This is a genomic window from Gordonia paraffinivorans (assembly GCF_900683595.1).
GTDB lineage: Bacteria > Actinomycetota > Actinomycetes > Mycobacteriales > Mycobacteriaceae > Gordonia > Gordonia paraffinivorans.
In genome coordinates this window covers 953,095-969,775 of the sequence record NZ_CAACYD010000007.1, presented here as the reverse complement: position 1 = coordinate 969,775, position 16,681 = coordinate 953,095, and the positions used below count along the sequence as shown (strand labels likewise).

At 68.5% G+C, this 16,681-nt stretch carries 13 protein-coding genes and 1 riboswitch; of the genes, 7 read left to right on the top strand and 6 right to left on the bottom strand.

Going from position 1 to position 16,681, the window contains the following annotated elements:
- The first annotated feature begins 163 nt into the window (after positions 1 to 163).
- The 3 genes from serC (at position 164) to E1P53_RS17425 (ending at position 3,446) form a co-directional block, all read left to right on the top strand.
- Complete coding sequence (gene serC, locus E1P53_RS17435; RefSeq protein ID WP_131735013.1) at positions 164 to 1,309, top strand: phosphoserine transaminase; 1,146 nt, start codon at positions 164 to 166, stop codon at positions 1,307 to 1,309.
- 235 nt (positions 1,310 to 1,544) lie between these two features.
- Entirely contained in the window at positions 1,545 to 2,612 is a 1,068-nt protein-coding gene (gene sepH, locus E1P53_RS17430) for a septation protein SepH (protein ID WP_006898773.1), read from the top strand.
- Between the two features lie 3 nt (positions 2,613 to 2,615).
- Complete coding sequence (locus tag E1P53_RS17425; protein ID WP_006898772.1) at positions 2,616 to 3,446, top strand: DUF6928 family protein; 831 nt, start codon at positions 2,616 to 2,618, stop codon at positions 3,444 to 3,446.
- Positions 3,447 to 3,530: 84 nt separating this feature from the next.
- Here E1P53_RS17425 and E1P53_RS17420 read toward each other — a convergent pair whose 3' ends face one another.
- Both E1P53_RS17420 and E1P53_RS17415 read right to left on the bottom strand, forming a co-directional pair.
- Positions 3,531 to 3,857, bottom strand: coding sequence for a DUF2537 domain-containing protein (locus E1P53_RS17420; protein WP_006898771.1), 327 nt, complete (start codon positions 3,855 to 3,857; stop codon positions 3,531 to 3,533).
- Entirely contained in the window at positions 3,854 to 4,708 is an 855-nt protein-coding gene (locus E1P53_RS17415; protein ID WP_040526256.1) for a TrmH family RNA methyltransferase, read from the bottom strand. Before E1P53_RS17415 ends, E1P53_RS17420 begins: the two co-directional genes overlap by 4 nt.
- A gap of 199 nt (positions 4,709 to 4,907) precedes the next feature.
- Here E1P53_RS17415 and E1P53_RS17410 point away from each other — a divergent pair, with 199 nt between their 5' ends.
- Positions 4,908 to 6,155, top strand: a complete 1,248-nt coding sequence (locus tag E1P53_RS17410; protein ID WP_040526254.1) for a GNAT family N-acetyltransferase — start codon at positions 4,908 to 4,910, stop codon at positions 6,153 to 6,155.
- Positions 6,156 to 6,235: 80 nt separating this feature from the next.
- Here E1P53_RS17410 and E1P53_RS17405 read toward each other — a convergent pair whose 3' ends face one another.
- Both E1P53_RS17405 and E1P53_RS17400 read right to left on the bottom strand, forming a co-directional pair.
- Positions 6,236 to 6,700 carry a MarR family winged helix-turn-helix transcriptional regulator gene (locus E1P53_RS17405; RefSeq protein ID WP_131735012.1) on the bottom strand — a complete coding sequence of 155 codons (465 nt, stop codon included), beginning with the start codon at positions 6,698 to 6,700 and terminating at the stop codon, positions 6,236 to 6,238.
- Between the two features lie 124 nt (positions 6,701 to 6,824).
- On the bottom strand, positions 6,825 to 8,399 hold the full coding sequence (locus tag E1P53_RS17400; RefSeq protein ID WP_040526226.1) for an NCS2 family permease: 1,575 nt from the start codon (positions 8,397 to 8,399) through the stop codon (positions 6,825 to 6,827).
- 24 nt (positions 8,400 to 8,423) lie between these two features.
- Between E1P53_RS17400 and E1P53_RS17395 the strand changes: the two genes are divergently transcribed.
- Positions 8,424 to 8,672, top strand: a complete 249-nt coding sequence (locus E1P53_RS17395) for a DUF2530 domain-containing protein (RefSeq protein WP_006898766.1) — start codon at positions 8,424 to 8,426, stop codon at positions 8,670 to 8,672.
- Here E1P53_RS17395 and E1P53_RS17390 read toward each other — a convergent pair.
- Positions 8,654 to 9,289: a TetR/AcrR family transcriptional regulator gene (locus E1P53_RS17390; protein WP_006898765.1), complete on the bottom strand. Its 636-nt coding sequence runs from the start codon at positions 9,287 to 9,289 to the stop codon at positions 8,654 to 8,656. The genes E1P53_RS17395 and E1P53_RS17390 overlap by 19 nt on opposite strands.
- Positions 9,290 to 9,349: 60 nt before the next feature.
- Between E1P53_RS17390 and E1P53_RS17385 the strand changes: the two genes are divergently transcribed.
- Positions 9,350 to 10,336 carry an oxygenase MpaB family protein gene (locus tag E1P53_RS17385; protein WP_006898764.1) on the top strand — a complete coding sequence of 329 codons (987 nt, stop codon included), beginning with the start codon at positions 9,350 to 9,352 and terminating at the stop codon, positions 10,334 to 10,336.
- Between the two features lie 152 nt (positions 10,337 to 10,488).
- A riboswitch (cobalamin riboswitch) is annotated at positions 10,489 to 10,659 on the top strand.
- A gap of 164 nt (positions 10,660 to 10,823) precedes the next feature.
- Entirely contained in the window at positions 10,824 to 13,130 is a 2,307-nt protein-coding gene (metE, locus tag E1P53_RS17380) for a 5-methyltetrahydropteroyltriglutamate--homocysteine S-methyltransferase (RefSeq protein ID WP_109238400.1), read from the top strand.
- A gap of 54 nt (positions 13,131 to 13,184) precedes the next feature.
- Here the strand turns inward: metE and E1P53_RS17375 are convergent, their stop codons facing one another.
- Positions 13,185 to 16,574: a pyruvate carboxylase gene (locus E1P53_RS17375; RefSeq protein WP_131735011.1), complete on the bottom strand. Its 3,390-nt coding sequence runs from the start codon at positions 16,572 to 16,574 to the stop codon at positions 13,185 to 13,187.
- Positions 16,575 to 16,681: the final 107 nt, after the last annotated feature.

Genomic DNA, 16,681 nt, shown 5'->3' with positions numbered 1-16,681 from the left:
ACACCGAGGTGTTCCCCGCGCATCGCGATCACACAGTCACCCCCGGTTTCACGCATTCCGACTCGACGATCGTGGCGCCGCTCCGCGATTACGCACAGGACCGTACCGCCGAAACACGAGGTCGCCCCCGGGTGGCGTCCGCCACAACCCTAGAATCGAGGTCATGAGCGATACCGCGACCGCACCTGTCACCCTGCCCGCCGACCTGCTGCCGTCGGACGGCCGCTTCGGTTGCGGACCGTCGAAGGTGCGCCCCGAGCAGCTGCAGTCCCTCGTCGACACCGGCGCCAAGGTGTTCGGCACCAGCCACCGGCAGGCACCGGTGAAGAACGTCGTCGGTTCGATCCGCGAGGGTCTGGCCAACCTGTTCTCGCTGCCGGAGGGCTACGAGGTCGTCATCTCCAATGGTGGCACCACCGCCTTCTGGGATGCCGCCTCCTTCGGTCTGATCAAGCAGCGTTCGCTGCACCTGACCTACGGCGAGTTCTCGTCGAAGTTCGCGACCGTCAGCAAGAAGGCCCCGTTCCTGGACTCCCCGGCCGTCATCTCGACCGAGCCCGGCACCGCGCCTGATCCCTCGGCGCTCACCGCCGACGACTTCGGCGGCTGCGACCTCATCGGCTGGGCCCACAACGAGACCTCGACCGGTGTCGCGGTGCCTGTCGTCCGTCCCGCCGAGTCCGACGACGCGCTGATCGCGATCGACGCGACCTCGGGCGCCGGCGGCCTGCCGGTGAACATCGCCGACGCAGACGTCTACTACTTCGCGCCGCAGAAGTGCTTCGCCTCCGACGGCGGCCTGTGGGTCGCGCTGATGAGCCCGCGCGCGCTGGCCCGCATCGAGGAGATCGCCGCGACCGATCGCTGGTGCCCCGAGTTCCTGTCGCTGCCGACCGCCGTCGACAACAGCAGCAAGAACCAGACCTACAACACCCCCGCCGTCGGCTCGCTGCTGCTGTTCGCCAACCAGATCGAGTGGATGAACGACAACGGCGGCCTCGACTGGTGCGTCTCGCGCACCGCCGACTCCAGCTCGCGCCTCTACGCGTGGGCCGAGGCCAGCGAGTTCGCCACGCCGTTCGTCGCCGACCCGGCCAACCGCAGCCAGGTCGTCGGCACGATCGACTTCAACGACGACGTCGACGCCGCCGCGGTCGCCAAGACCCTGCGCGCCAACGGCATCGTGGACACCGAGCCGTACCGCAAGCTGGGCCGCAACCAGCTGCGCATCGGCATGTTCCCGGCGATCGAGCCGGAGGACGTCACCAAGCTCACAAAGTGCATCGACTACATCGTCGAGCGCCTCTGAGCCAGTCGCGAAACACCGTCGTCACCGGCGCGTCCGTACCTTCGGGTCGACGCGCCGGTGGCGTCTCGACCACCGGGTAGCCTGGATCCCACAGGCACCACCCGACTCACCGACCGCTACCGTCGCACCCGCCCCACACGTGCTGAACTGCGGTTTTACCGCGTGTCCCGGCAGGGACGACGGCCAGGGTGAGTTACTGTGACCACAATGCGTGCACCCACCGGAGGAGGAGCAGATGCGTGAGCTCCGCGTCGTCGGAGTGGAAACCGACGGTTCCCACGTCATCTGCCAAGACCCTCAGTCCGGTGAGAAATTCCGGATCGCCTCCGACGAACGCCTCCGCGCCGCGGCCCGCGGCGACATCACCAGGCTGGGACAGATCGAGATCGAGATGGAAAGTGCATTGAGGCCACGCGAGATCCAGGCGCGCATCCGTGGGGGCGCGTCGATCGCCGAAGTCGCCGCCGCAGCCGGCGTGGGTGTGGAGAAGATCGAACGCTTCGCCCATCCGGTCCTGCTCGAGCGCACCCGCGCCTGCGAACTCGCCGGTGCCGCGCATCCGATCCGGCACGACGGGCCGGCCGTCGCCACCCTCGCCGAGTCGGTCGCCGAGGGGCTTGTCGCCATGGGCCACAACCCCGCCGACGCCGACTGGGACGCGTGGAAGGGCGACGACGGCTACTGGGTGGTCCAGGTGGCGTGGAGCGTCGGCCGCACCGACAACCTCGCGCACTGGCGATACATACCGGGCACCCACGGCGGCACCGTCGACCCGCTCGACGACCTCGCCGACGAGCTCACCCACCCCGAGACCATCACGCCCCGGCGCCGGCTCACCCCGGTGTCGAATCCGGTGGTCACGCCCGAGGTCACGGTCGCGGCGTCGCCGGACGGTCGCGGGGAGGTGACCATCGACGCCAACAGCCTCATCGGTGCGCAGCGCGCCCGACAGGAGCGTCGTGCCGCCATCGAGGACGACGGCACCGTCCCCCTCGACTTCGGATTCGACGAGGAGGCGGAGCCGGCGGCACCCGAGGTTCGCCCGGTCACCCCGATCTCCGCGCCGGTCGCGCAGGCTCCCGCACGGTCCGCCGAGACCGCAACACCGGCCGCCGACGACGACGCAGCCGCACCTGCCGGCCCGCAGCAGACGGCGACGCCGGCACCCGCTCCCGAGGCGAGGCCCGCCGAGCCCGAGCACAAGGACCCCGCCGAACGCCCCCGGAAGAAGAAGTCCCGCAAGCCGGCGGTCCCGGCCTGGGAGGACGTCCTGCTCGGGGTCCGAAGCAACGGGAACAGCTGACAGATGACGGCACGCGCGGCCACCGTCTGGTTCATCGACTCCCCTGACCCGGCCGGCGACCTCCGGGCCGCGGTGCGTCCGTCGGACGGGGTTCCGAGGACACCGCACGACGTCGGGCACGCCCGACAACTGGCGTCGGGGATCTACGGCGACAGCGTTCTCGTCCCGGTCGTCGACACCGATCTCGCGTCCGCGGCCGCCGCTCGCGACAACCACGTCTACGCGGGGTTCTACGGCCCTCTCGCCGTGGTCTCGTGCTCGCTGTTCGAGACGACCACCCCGTCGACACTGTCCCGCACCCTGTCCGCGATCCGGCCGAGTTCGGTGATCACCCTGCTCTACGTGGAGCCGGAGACCGCGTTCGGCGCGTTCGCCCGCTGGGAACATGGCACGCTGCGGCGGTCGTTCTCCGCAGATCCGGTGACCATCCACGAGGACGAGGGACTCCCGTTCACCTTCGAGGGGCCGTTCTGGGGCGGCGAGTTCCCGCTGTCGGTCACCGACGGTCTCGGCACCGCGCCGATGGCGCTGCCCTTCCACCCGGGCCAACTCGCCGAGGAGGCCAACCGATCCTGGCTCGGGTTCCGGTACACCCACCCGCTCGCGCCGCACGACCTGGACCCGGCCGACATCACGGTCACCTGTTTCTCCCTGCACCCCGCGGAGTACGAACCGACCGACGAGGACCACGAGGCGTACCGGGCCGCGACCGCCGCACGTTTCGACGGCCACAGCGCTCGCGTCGAGCAGCGGCCACCGGCACACCCGGAGGAGCACGCAGGCCAGGGCGGACGCCGGAAGCGGGGACGGATCCGGGAGTACTTCGGGTTCTGATCTCTTCGCAGGCCCCGCCGACCGAGCGTGACCCACGCCATCTGCGCCGTACGCAAACGCCCGGCGACACGGGGCCGGAGCGGCTCAGCGCCCGATTACCAGCAGCGCGACCGACGACGCCACACCGGCCAGGAAACCTGTCAACAGCCCCCACACGATCCAGCGCCAGACCCGCCGGTGACGGAACTCCCAGAGCGTCCAGCCCAGGCCGCCGGCCACGACGACCACCGCCGCGAGGCCCAGGAATCGCTGGATGTTGCCGATCAACTCATAGATGCCGACGAGCACGAACGCGCCGAACAACGCGCAGATCACTGCGACGATGCTCCCGAGCCCCCACGGCGTGGGCTCGTCGGCGCCCACCCACGCAGGGGACTCGGCGTCGGCGGCGAACGGATCGCGGGTGTTCACTCCCCCATCGTGCCCGACCGGACACGCTCGTAGAACGCGACGGCCGCGGCGGTCGCGACATTGAGGGAGTCGGTGCCGCGGCTCATCGGGATGCGTGCCCTGACGTCGGTCGCGGCCATCGCCGAGCGTGTGAGTCCCGGTCCCTCGGCGCCGACGAGGAAGCCGATCTTCTCGGCGTCGACCGCCTCGGCGAGCGTGACCGCGGACGGGTCGGGGGTCATCGACACCAGGCGGAATCCGCGCGAGCGCAACTCGTCGAGCCCGTGCGGCCACTGCTCGAACTTCGCGAACGGCACCAGGAGCGCGTGCCCCATCGAGACGCGGACGCAGCGGCGGTAGAGCGGGTCGGCGCAGCCCTGCCCGAACAACACCGCGTCGACACCGAGGCCGGCGGCGTTGCGGAAGATCGACCCGATGTTCTCGTGGTCGTTGACGCCTTCGAGGATGGCGACGGTCGTCGCGTCGGCGATGACCTCCTCCACCGACAGCAGCGGTGGGCGACGGGCGACGGCGAGCACGCCGCGGTTGAGATGGAAGCCCACGATCTCGGCCATGACCTCCGCAGAGGTCCGGAAGAACGGCACACCGGCCAGTGACGGGTCGCGCAGATCGTCGTCGAGTTCGCCCAGCCGCTTGTCGACGCCGAGGAATGCGTGAGGCTCGAACCTCGAGGCGATCATGCGCTGGGCGACCAGCACACCCTCGGCGATGACCAGACCGCGCCCGGGGCGTCCGCCGGGGAGCACCGGCAGGTCGGGGCGGCGGTCGACCGAGTTGAGGTCGCGGAAATCCTCCACCCGCGGATCCTGCGGGTCGTCGATGTCGATCACGTCAACTGCGAGCCCAGGCACGCCGAACAGTGTGCCATCCGCGGCCTGGGCGACCACGGACACCGCCTTTCGACGCGCGTTCCCCGCCCCTACGGAGGACTCCGGGCGACACGGCGCGCCCCTGCGCCCGGCCCCGCCACTCCTCCATACCTCCGGCCGGACGACCGACTCGCTCGCCCGGTGCGTGCCCACCGAGACCGGATGTGAAAATGTGGAGGGCGTGACCAGTGTCTCCACCCCGAAGTCACGTCTGTCCCTGCAGCGCGCCACCGACGCGGACTGGGACGACATCATCACCACGGACGCACGCGCATTCGCCATGCGCAATCCGCTGCCGGACGACGAACGCGCCGACCTGCGCAACAAGGTCGCCGACGACGACATCGTCCTCGTGCGCGACACCGGGTTGAGTTCGAACCCGCTCGTCGGGGTGTCGATGTTCTACCGGATGTCGATGTCGCTGCCGGGCGCGGGTGTCGCCGACGCCGCGGGCCTGTCGTGGGTGTCGGTGGCCTCGACGCATCGCCGGCGCGGAATCCTGCGCCGCATGATCACCGAACTGTTCGAGCAGTGGGAGGCGGAGGACTTCACGTTCGCGATCCTCACCGCCAGCGAGGGCACCATCTACGAACGTTTCGGTTTCGGGCCGGCCTGCTTCTCGCACACCATCGCGCTGACGCCGGGCAACCCGGTGATGCGCAGCGCGCAACCGAGCGAGGCCACGGTCCGGTTCGCGAATCCGGACGAGATCGCCGCGGCGGTCCCCGATCTGCACGCCCGCTGGACCCTGGGCACGCCGGGCGCGCTCACCCGCACCCCCGAGTGGTGGGCGCCGATCCTCGCCGACCGCCCGTCGGAACGGCCGCTGAGCGCGAGCGGGCTGCACTACCTGCTGCACGACGACGGCTACGCGAGCTATCGCATCTACAAGGCCCCCTCCGGCGACGTCCGCGGCGAGGTCAACGAGATCTTCGCCGTGACCGACGACGCCCACACCGAACTGTGGCGCGTGCTCGTCAGCCTCGACCTCATCCCGTCCCTGACCGCGACCGTTCCCGTCGACGACCCGTTGCGCCACAAGCTGACCAACCTGCGCGCGGTGACGGTGACCGGCCGCCGCGACGAGATGTGGTTGCGCATCCTCGACGTCCCGGCCGCGCTGTCGGCGCGCAAATACGCCGCCGAGCTCGACGTCGTACTCGACATTGCCGACGAATTCCGCGGTCGCGGCGGCGTTTTCAAGCTCTCCGTGCGGGGCGGCGATGCGATCGTCACGCCGGCGGAGCCGGGCACGACGCCGACCGTGCGGATGGACACCTCGGTGCTGTCGAGCATCTATCTCGGCGGCATCAAGCCGTCGGAGTTCGCGGCCGCCGGCCGGCTCGACGTCGACTCACCGGCCACTCTCCGCGCTCTCGACCTGGCGTTCGGCACCGACCGGGCGCCGTTCTCGGGAACGTTCTTCTGACCGTCTCGTCCCCACTCGCCGAGACCCCGGAACACCCCGGACCGCGGTGAGTCGGCCTCTGCGTGAACGCAGGGCTCTGATCAGACGGCGCGACTGCGCGGGGCGTCGGCGTCGGGCACGGCCAGGATCTGGTTGAAGATCCGCACCCCTTCGCGCAATGTCTCGCGTTCGTCCGGGGAGAGTTCCCGCAGCCGGTCGCTGAGCCACGCCTTGCGCGCCTCGAGCTCCTCCTTGATGACGGCGAGCCCCTGCTCGGACAATGCCACGATCGCCTGCCGGCCGTCCGTGGGGTGCGGTTCCCGCTTGATCATCCCCAGATCCGCCAGCGAAGCGATGACCCTGGTCATCGACGGGGGTCGTACGCGCTCGGCCGCCGCCAGCGCCCCCGGGGTCATCGGACCCTCCTGATACAGCGTGTACATCGCCGACAGCTGGGTCAGGGAGACCACCCTGTTCTCTCGACGGCCGCGCAGGCGACGCCCGAGCCGGACCACGGCCAGGGACAGGTCTCCGGAAAGGCTTCCGTCACCGAATGGTGAGTGCATTGACACAATGTATGCGTAGAAAAGCGTACGAAGGACCTCGGAATCCCAAATTGACTCGCACGGACGACACCGACAGCGATCTGGGATCTCATCCCTAGGCGGCCTTCAGTGCCGGTTGCGGATGTCAGCCGATCAGATCGGAGATCGGACCCCGGGCAAAATAGGCGACGAAGATCGCCGCGACCAGCCACAACAGCGGGTGGACCGTGCGCGCCTTGCCGCTCGCGGTCGCCATGACCACCCAGCTGATGAAGCCGACGCCGATGCCGTTGGCGATCGAGTAGGTGAACGGCATCGACACGACCGTGAGGAATGCCGGCAGCGCGTACTCGAAGCGGGTGAAGTCGACGTCGCGCAGCTGCCCGATCATCATCGCGCCGACGATCACCAGCGCGGGCGCGACGGCCTCGAGCGGGATGATCTCGTAGAGCGGCGTCAGGAACATCGCGGCGAGGAACAGCGCGCCCGTGACAATGTTGGCGAGGCCCGTCCGGGCGCCTTCGGCGATGCCGGAGGCGGACTCGACGAAGACCGTGTTCGACGACGAGGAGGCCACACCGCCGGCGATGGCGCCGCTGCCCTCGATGACCAGCGCGCGGCCGATGCCCGGGAGATTGCCCTTCTCGTCGGCGAGACCGGCTTCCTTGCCGAGGCCGGTCATGGTGCCCATGGCGTCGAAGAAGTTCGACAGCACGAGGGCGAACACGAAGACCGATGCCGACAGGACGCCGATGCGGGTGAACGCGCCGAAGAGGTCGACGTCGCCGACCAGGCTAAGGTTCGGCAGGCTGCCGAGGGCGTTCGGGATGTCGGGCACCGACAGCCCCCAGCCCTTCGGGTTCTCCATGCTCGAGCCGTAGTCGAAGATCGATTCCAGGATGATCGACAAGACCGTCGTGATGACGATGCCGATCAGCAGACCGCCCGGCACCTTGCGCACGACGAGGATGCCCATGATCAGCACGCCGAGCGCGAAGACGAGGGTCGGGATGGAGGCGATCGAGTTGTCGATGCCGAGCTGGACGGGGACCGTGGTGCCCGCCGCGTCGGGGATGCGCTTGACGAAGCCGGCGTCGACGAACCCGATGAAGGCGATGAACGCCCCGATGCCGGCGGCGATCGCCGCCTTGAGTTCCGGTGGGACCGCGTTGAACACGGCGGTGCGGAAGCCGGTCACGGCCAGCAGCACGATGATGATGCCGTCGATGACCACGAGTCCCATCGCCTCCGGCCAGGTGACCTCGGGGGCGATGGAGACCGCGAGCAGGCTGTTGATGCCCAGGCCGGCCGCGATCGCGAACGGATAGTTGGCGACCAGGCCGAACAGGATCGACATGACGCCGGCGACGAGGGCGGTGACCGCCGCGACCTGCGCGAGCGGGAGCACGTTGCCGAGGACGTCGGTGTTCTTGTCGCCGCCGGGGATGCCGCCGATGATGATCGGGTTGAGCAGCACGATGTAGGCCATCGTGAAGAAGGTGACGAGACCGCCGCGCAGCTCTCGGCTGATCGTCGACCCGCGCTCGGTGACCTTGAAGAAGCGGTCGACACGGCCGCCGGGGATCGAGGTCGACGGCCCCTTGGTGGTGGTGGGCCCCGTCTCCGCGGGCACCGGATCGGGTGTCGGTTCTGATGCCGCCGTGGTGGCGGTGTCGTCGGGTGTCGCGTCGCCGGAGTCACTCGGAACGTGGTTCGTCACCTGTCGAAAGCTACTCTGTGACCCATGTCCGATGAAGTCGACATCCCCGAACTGCCCCGAGTTCTCCGCGCGCCGGAGCCGGTGATCGTGGTCGGGATGCTGTCGTGGGTGGTCGCGACGCTGGTTGTCGCACTCACCGACATCGGCGGCGACAAGGCCCTGCAGATCTGCTTGGTCGGACTCGGCGTCGGACTGCTCGGCACGACCATCGTGATCGTCCAGAAGGCCGCTGTCCGACGCGGAGCCAAGGGAGCTCAGGTCGGATTGGACTGACGGCTCCGACCCGACCCACCGGCCGTCGGGTCGTCGAAGATCCAGCCGAGGTGTTCTCGCCCCCACCCGCGCACCTCGTCCTCATCGGCGAACGGGCGCGTCTCCAGCGTGGTCAACAGCAGTGAATGGGTGATCCGGACCATGACCTCGGCCATGTGGCGCGCCTGTGCGGTCGTCTGCTCTGGACCCGCCAGCCCGCCCACGCGGGCGGCGAGGTAGTCGACGGCCCGGTCGAACACCGGCCTCGACGCCACCGTGAGGACGCGAAGCGTGGTCGCCGGGTCGGCGTCGTATTCACGGACCAACAGCGGGTGGTCGTAGAAGGCCCAGAAGATCTGGGCGAAGCCCTCGACGAGGCGCTCCCGTGGATCGTCCACCGCCGCCAGGCTCTGGTCGACACGGTCGAAGAGCGCATCCGCCTCCCGTGACAGGAGGTCGGTGAAGAGATCCTCCTTGTGGGGCCAGCGACGGTAGACCGTCATGTGCGAGACGCCGGCCACAGCGGCGATGGCCTCGACGGAGGTCCGCTTGATCCCCTTGGCGAGGACCGACGACATCGCCGCGTCGAGGATCTTCTGTCCCGTGCGCTCCGCACGCGACATGCCCGGGGTCTTCACACAGACATCTTCCCAATGTTAGCGTCCAGCGCAACCACTAACATTTTACCCGGGGGAACGATGACCATCACCGACCAGCCGAAGCCCGTCGACACCCAGACGCGGACGTCGGCCGCCTCAGTCGATCTCACCGACCTGCCGCCGGCCGTGGAGCAGTTCCGGTGGCACCTGGGCAGCGTGCTCTTCGGATTCTTCGGCGCGTCGTTCTTCGACCAGGTCGCGCTGGAGCCCGTGGCCGCCGCGGTCGACCGCACGGGCCGCTTCGCCGACAACTTCGTCGATCGCGGACTCCGCAGCTTCGGCGCCGAACAGCTGGTGCTGTGGGGTGACGAGCGCACGCGGAACTCCTTCGCCGACCGGCTCAAGTTCCTGCATCGGGAGGTCCGCGGCGCCGGAGTGGGCGACTTCGCCCAGACGCGCTACAGCGCCCTGGATCCGACGTTGTGGAACTGGATCGCGATGAGCGCCATGATGGGTTACCTCCACAGCTTCACCCCGTGCACGGGCATCGCACTCACCCCGGACGAGGAGGAACTCGCCTACGCGCTCATGCTCGAGCGGTTCGGCGTGCTGCAGTTGCCCGGCAGGTCCTACGGACTCCCGCCCACGCTGGCCGATGCGCAGCGCTGGTACGACGACGTCGTCGCCGAACGCGTGCAGCCGAATCCGTTCCTCGACGAGGTCACCGAGGCGCTGACCCGACTGCCGCTGCCGACGATCGGCCTCCCGCCCGTGGTCCGGGCCGCCCTGACCCCCGTCTGGCTCGTCATCCGCCCGGTCGCCGGCCACGTGGTCAAGGTGTGCTCGTTCAGCATCATGCATCCCGGCGTCCGCGCGGCGACCCCGGTGCGACTCGGCCGTCGTGAACGCTGGGAGTTCCGGCTCTACCAGCGTCTGCTGCAGACCGCGTGGCGCCGACTTCCGCGTCGAATCGTGCTGACCCCCATGGCCTATCACGAGTACCGCCGCGAACGTCTGGCACAGACGTACCGATCGATCCAGCTGGACTCGTTCGCGCCGGAGTGCCCGGCGTCGGCAGGACGGTAGCCGGATCTCCCCGACGACTCGAAGAGTTGCATCCGCGGAGCCCGCAGCCGATTGACGACTGGCTTTCCGTGCGGCCCTCTGTCTAATGTTGAGTCCGCATGTGGTCCGCCGTGCCGAGAGAAATGGAGCCCCTACTCCCCGCACGGCGTCGAGTCCGCCGGCCAGTCCGGCGGACGAGAGGGAATCCGGTGCGAATCCGGAGCTGTCCCCGCAGCGGTATGCCGTAACGACCACCGTCAACAGCACTGAGCCCGCAGGGCTTGGGAAGCGACGGTCAGTAGGAATGCTCTTGTCGAGCAACGACGGCGAGCCCGAAGACCTGCCATGTGTACCGGGCGCGCCGCGTCCGGTGGCTCGCCGCCTCGAGGATTGGGCGCAGGTCGAACTGGCGTTGGTTCGTGCGCGTACGACGCACCCGGGGCTTCTTCGACTCTCCCCGAAATGGGCGGCGGTCCATCCGTTTCGTCCGTAGGAGAAGTCGACGACCATGTCCGACACCACCGGCCGCGCGTCAGCGGCACCATTCACCACAACCGTTCTCGGGACCGCGCGTATCGGACCGAGGCGCGAACTGAAGCGAGCCGTCGAAGGCTACTGGGCCGGCCGAACGAGCCGTGCCGAACTCGAGGAGACCGCCGCCGAACTCCGACGGGCCCAGTGGCGAGAGCTCGTCGACGCGGGCCACGACTCGGTCCCGGTGAACACCTTTTCCTATTATGACCAGGTCCTCGACACGGCGGTGATGCTCGACGCACTCCCCGATCGCTTCGCCGGTGCCGACGATCCGCTCGACCGCTACTTCGCGGCGGCGCGCGGCACCGCCGACATCGCGCCGCTGGAGATGACCAAGTGGTTCGACACCAACTATCACTATCTGGTGCCCGAGATCGGACCCTCCACCGCATTTCGGCTGCAGGCGGACAAGATCCTCGCCGAGGTCGCCGAGGCTCTCGAGGCGGGAGTGCCGGCGCGGCCGGTCGTCGTCGGTCCGGTCACTTTCCTCGCGCTGTCCAAACCGGTCGACGGAGCGGGCACGCCGCTCGGTCGCCTCGATGAGCTGGTCCCCTGCTACCGCGAGCTACTCGCTGAGCTCGCCGACGCCGGGGTGGGGTGGGTGCAGATCGATGAACCGATCCTTGTCACCGATTCCGCCGCAGATCTCGGGTCGATGGCGGAGAGGGTCTACACCTCGTTGGGGGCCGAGACCCACCGGCCGTCGATCGTCGTGGCCACCTACTTCGGCGACCCGGGATGCAGGCTCACCAGCCTGTCACGGACGCCGATCGAGGGCATAGCCGTCGATCTCATCGAGGGAAGCCTCGAGACCGTCTCCGGCACACCTGGTCTGGCGGACAAACTCCTCGTCGCCGGAGTCGTGGACGGCCGCAACGTCTGGCGCACAGATCTGGACAAGGCGCTCGGCACGCTGGGCACCCTCCTCGGTTCCGCCGGGTCGATCGCGGTGTCCACGTCGTGCTCGACCCTGCACGTCCCGTACACGCTGGCTGCCGAGGACGATCTCGACGCCGGACTGCGCGGCTGGCTCGCTTTTGCGTCGGAGAAGTTCCGAGAGGTGAGCGTGCTCGCAGGTGCCCTACGCGACGGACGCGCGGCGCACGCCGTCGCGTTCACCGAGTGCAAGACTGCACTCGCGAGTCGCGCGACAGATCCGAGGCTGCACAACCCAGCTGTCCGGGGGCGCCTCGCTGCCATCACCGTCCAGGACGCCACCCGTGCCCCTGCTCCCGAACGTGCTGCTGCACAACGAGAACGACTGGATCTTCCTGTCCTTCCCACCACCACGATCGGGTCCTACCCGCAGACGTCGGCGATCCGTCTGGCACGGGCCTCGCTGCGCGCGGGTGAGATCGATGCAGAGGAGTACCGGTCTCGGATGCGGTCGGAGATCGCCGATGTCATCGAGCTGCAGGAGTCGATCGGTCTCGACGTCCTGGTGCATGGTGAGCCCGAACGCAACGACATGGTGCAGTACTTCGCCGAGCAGCTCGACGGGTTCTTTGCGACTGCGAACGGCTGGGTGCAGTCGTACGGAACCCGGTGTGTCCGGCCGCCGATCCTGTTCGGGGACGTCTCGCGCCCCCAGCCGATGACGGTGGACTGGACCACGTATGCGCAGAGCCTCACCGACAAGCCGGTGAAGGGGATGCTGACCGGCCCGGTCACCATCCTCGCCTGGTCGTTCGTCCGCGACGACCAGCCGCTGTCGGAGTCGGCCTTCCAGATCGCCCTCGCGATACGCGACGAGACGATCGACCTCGAGAACGCCGGTGTCGGGATCATCCAGGTCGACGAACCCGCGCTGCGCGAGCTACTACCCCTCCGCGACGCCGACAAGCCCGAATACCTCGCGTGGGCCGTGCGGGCGTTTCGGCTCGCGACCTGCGGCGTCCGTGACGACACCCAGGTGCACACCCATCTCTGCTACTCCGAGTTCGGTGAGGTCATCGGGGCCATCGCGGAGCTCGATGCCGATGTCACCTCGATCGAGGCGGCGCGATCCCACATGGAGGTTCTCGGCGTCCTCGATGAGGCCGGGTTCCGCAACGCGGTGGGACCCGGTGTCTACGACATCCATTCGCCCCGAGTGCCTGACACGCAGGAGATCGCCGAATCCCTGCGGGCAGCGCTGGAAACGGTCGGCCCCGCGCGGTTGTGGGTCAATCCCGATTGCGGCCTGAAAACAAGGACCACCGGTGAGGTCGTCGCGTCGTTGACCAACCTGGTTGCCGCGACCACCCAGCTGCGGTCGGAAGTGCAGTCCACCCTGCGATGACATGAGACCGGCCATCGTCGTCTTTCAGACGACGATGGCCGGTCTCGTTGCCACTCAACGAACTTCAACGATCAGGTCGCCCGCCTCGACCTGGGAGTCACCGCCGACGGCAACCCTGACCACGGTGCCGCCGCGCGGTGCGGTGATCGTCGACTCCATCTTCATCGCCTCGATGCCCGCGACCCGGCCGCCCGGCGGCACCTCGTCACCCACCGACACGGCGACACTCACGACACCCGCGAATGGAGCGGCGATGTGTCCGGAGTCGTTCGGGTCGGCCTTTTCCGCCGTCGCGACCTCGACGCCGACCGAGCGGTCCCGAACCCGCACCGGCCGCAACTGCCCGTTGAGGACGCACATGACCGTGCGCATCCCCCGCTCGTCCGGTTCGCCGATCGCCTCGAGCGCGATGATCAGCTCGACCCCGGGTTCGAGCTCGACCCGGTGTTCCTCGCCGTGACGCACGCCGTAAAAGAACTGGTTCGCCGACAACCGGAAGGTGTCGCCGTATCTCCGGCGATGCTCCTCGAACTCGCTCGTCGGCCCCGGGAAGAGCAGACGATTCAGCGTTGCCCGCCGCTCCGCGCCCGGGTTCTGGAGCCGCCGCTCATCCTCCGGTTCGAGCCCGAGGCTCCTCACCCCCACCTCGCGTCCGGCAAGCGCTTTGGTACGCAACGGTTCCGGCCAGCCGCCCGCGGGATCGCCGAGTTCCCCTCGCAGGAAACCGATCACCGAGTCGGGGATGTCGTAGGCCGCTGGATTCCGAGTGAACTCAGCGGCGCTGACACCCCGCCCCACCAGGGCCAGCGCGAGATCGCCGACGACCTTCGACGACGGGGTGACCTTGATGAGTCCCCCGAGCATCTGGTCTGCATCCGCGTATGCCCTCTCCACGGCCTCGAACCGGTCGCCCAAGCCGAGCGCCATCGCCTGCTGCCGCAGGTTCGACAGTTGCCCTCCGGGGATCTCGTGTGTGTAGACACGCCCCGTCGGAGCAGGAATACCAGACTCGAACGGTGCGTACACCTGTCGGAGAGCTTCCCAGTAGGGCTCCAGGTCACAGACCGCCGAGAGATCCAGACCGGTGTCCCGCTCGGTGTTGGCCGTCGCGGCGACGATCGCCGACAATGCCGGCTGACTCGTGGTGCCCGCCAATGCGGCGGACGCACCGTCGACCGCGTCCGCGCCGGCTTCCCAGGCCGCGAGATAGGTGGCCAGTTGGCCACCGGGCGTGTCGTGGGTGTGAACATGGATGGGCAGATCGAACTCGGCACGCAACGCACCCACCAGACGCCTAGCCGCGGGAGGCCGTAGCAGTCCTGCCATGTCCTTGATCGCCAGGATATGGGCCCCGGCGGAGACGATCTGCTCGGCCAACTTGAGGTAGTAGTCGAGGGTGTACAGGTCTTCGCCCGGATCAGTGAGATCACCCGTGTAGCTCAACGCCACCTCGGCCACCGCGGTCCCGGTCTCGCGCACGGCGTCGATGGCCGGTCGCATCGCCTCGACGTTGTTGAGCGCGTCGAAGATCCGGAAGATATCGATGCCGGTCGAGGTCGCTTCCTGGACGAAAGCGGTCGTGACCTGGGTCGGATAAGGGGTGTAGCCGACGGTGTTGGCGCCGCGCAGCAGCATCTGCAGGCAGATATTCGGCATTGCCTCACGCATCTGCGCCAAGCGTTCCCACGGATCCTCCTTGAGGAACCGCAGCGCCACGTCGTAGGTCGCACCGCCCCAGCACTCCACCGAGAGCAGTTCCGGCGTCAGCGCCGCGACATACGGCGCCACCGCGATCAGCTCGCTCGTACGGACCCTGGTCGCCAGCAACGACTGGTGCGCGTCACGGAAGGTCGTGTCGGTGACACCCAGCTGCTTCCGCGCCCGCAGGTCCGCCGCGAAGCCCTCGGGCCCGAGTTCGAGGAGACGTTGCCGCGAGCCCGGACGCGGTGTCGCGAGCAATCCCTGGTCCACCGTGGGGAGCTTGTCGCGCGGATACACCGTCGAGGGATGGTCTCCGTGAGGTTTGTTCACGGTGACATCCGCGAGATATTCGAGGAGCCGGGTGGCCCGGTCCGCCGACGTTCGAGCCGTCAACAGGCTGGGGCGCTCCTCGATGAACGACGTCGTGACGCGGCCGGCCCGGAAATCGGGGTCGTCGAGAACCGCTTGGAGGAACGGGATGTTCGTGGCCACTCCGCGAATCCGGAACTCGGCCACCGCGCGACGCGCACGCGCTGCCGCAGTGGCGAGGTCGCGGCCGCGGCAGGTCAGTTTCACCAGCATCGAATCGAAGTGCGCCGCCACCTCGGCACCGAGTACCGCGCTCCCGTCGAGCCGCACGCCGGCTCCCCCGGGCGTTCGGTATGCGGTGATCCGGCCGGTGCCCGGACGGAACCCGTTGGCCGGGTCCTCGGTGGTGATGCGGCACTGCAGGGCAGCACCGCGGATCGCGATGGATTCCTGTGCCAGACCGAGGTCCGCGAGACTCTCACCGGCGGCGATGCGTAGCTGGGACTGGACGAGGTCGACGTCGGTGATTTCCTCGGTGACGGTATGTTCCACCTGGATTCGCGGGTTCATCTCGATGAACACGTGATTGCCGTCTCGATCGAGCAGGAACTCCACCGTTCCCGCGCACGAGTAACCGATGTGCGCGGCGAACCTGACCGCATCCGCGCAGATGCGGTCGCGCAGTCCAGGACTGAGCCCGGGCGCCGGCGCGACCTCGACGACCTTCTGGTGTCGTCGTTGCAGGCTGCAATCACGCTCGAAGAGGTGGATAACATTGCCCTGATGATCGGCCAGAATCTGCACCTCGATGTGGCGGGCGTCGACCACCGCTTGTTCGAGGAACACCGTCGGATCCCCGAACGCCGCCTCGGCCTCTCGCGATGCCACGGCGATCGCCTCAGGTAGATCCCCCAGGCACTTGACGCGGCGCATGCCACGTCCGCCTCCGCCGGCGACGGCCTTCACGAACACCGGGAAACGGATGTCCTTCGCGGCAGACACCAACTCGTCCACATCGGACGACGGCACCGTGGACGCGAGGACCGGCAGTTCGGCTTCACGCGCCGCCGCCACCGCCCGCGCCTTGTTCCCGGCCAGTCTGAGGACTTCGGGATCGGGCCCCACGAACGTGATGCCGGCCTCGACGCAGGCTGCGGCGAGACGGGGGTTCTCGGAGAGGAACCCATACCCCGGATACACCGCGCCCGCGCCCGATCGGATTGCCGCACCGATGATCTCGTCCACCGATAGGTACGCTCGGACCGGATGTCCGGGCACACCGATCTGGTATGCCTCGTCGGCCTTCAATCGGTGAGGCGAATTCCTGTCCTCGTATGGATAGACCGCAACGGTCCGCGCGCCGAGTTCATACGCCGCGCGGAATGCGCGGACCGCGATCTCGCCACGATTGGCGACCAGAACCTTGTCGAACACGTGGTGACTCTTCCCTCTTGTCATGTCGATCGCACCCACCGGGGCCCGGTCGCGACCGGATGGGTCGGCCGGGCCCCGGCAAGCATGGTGGTTACGCGCTGTTCCCG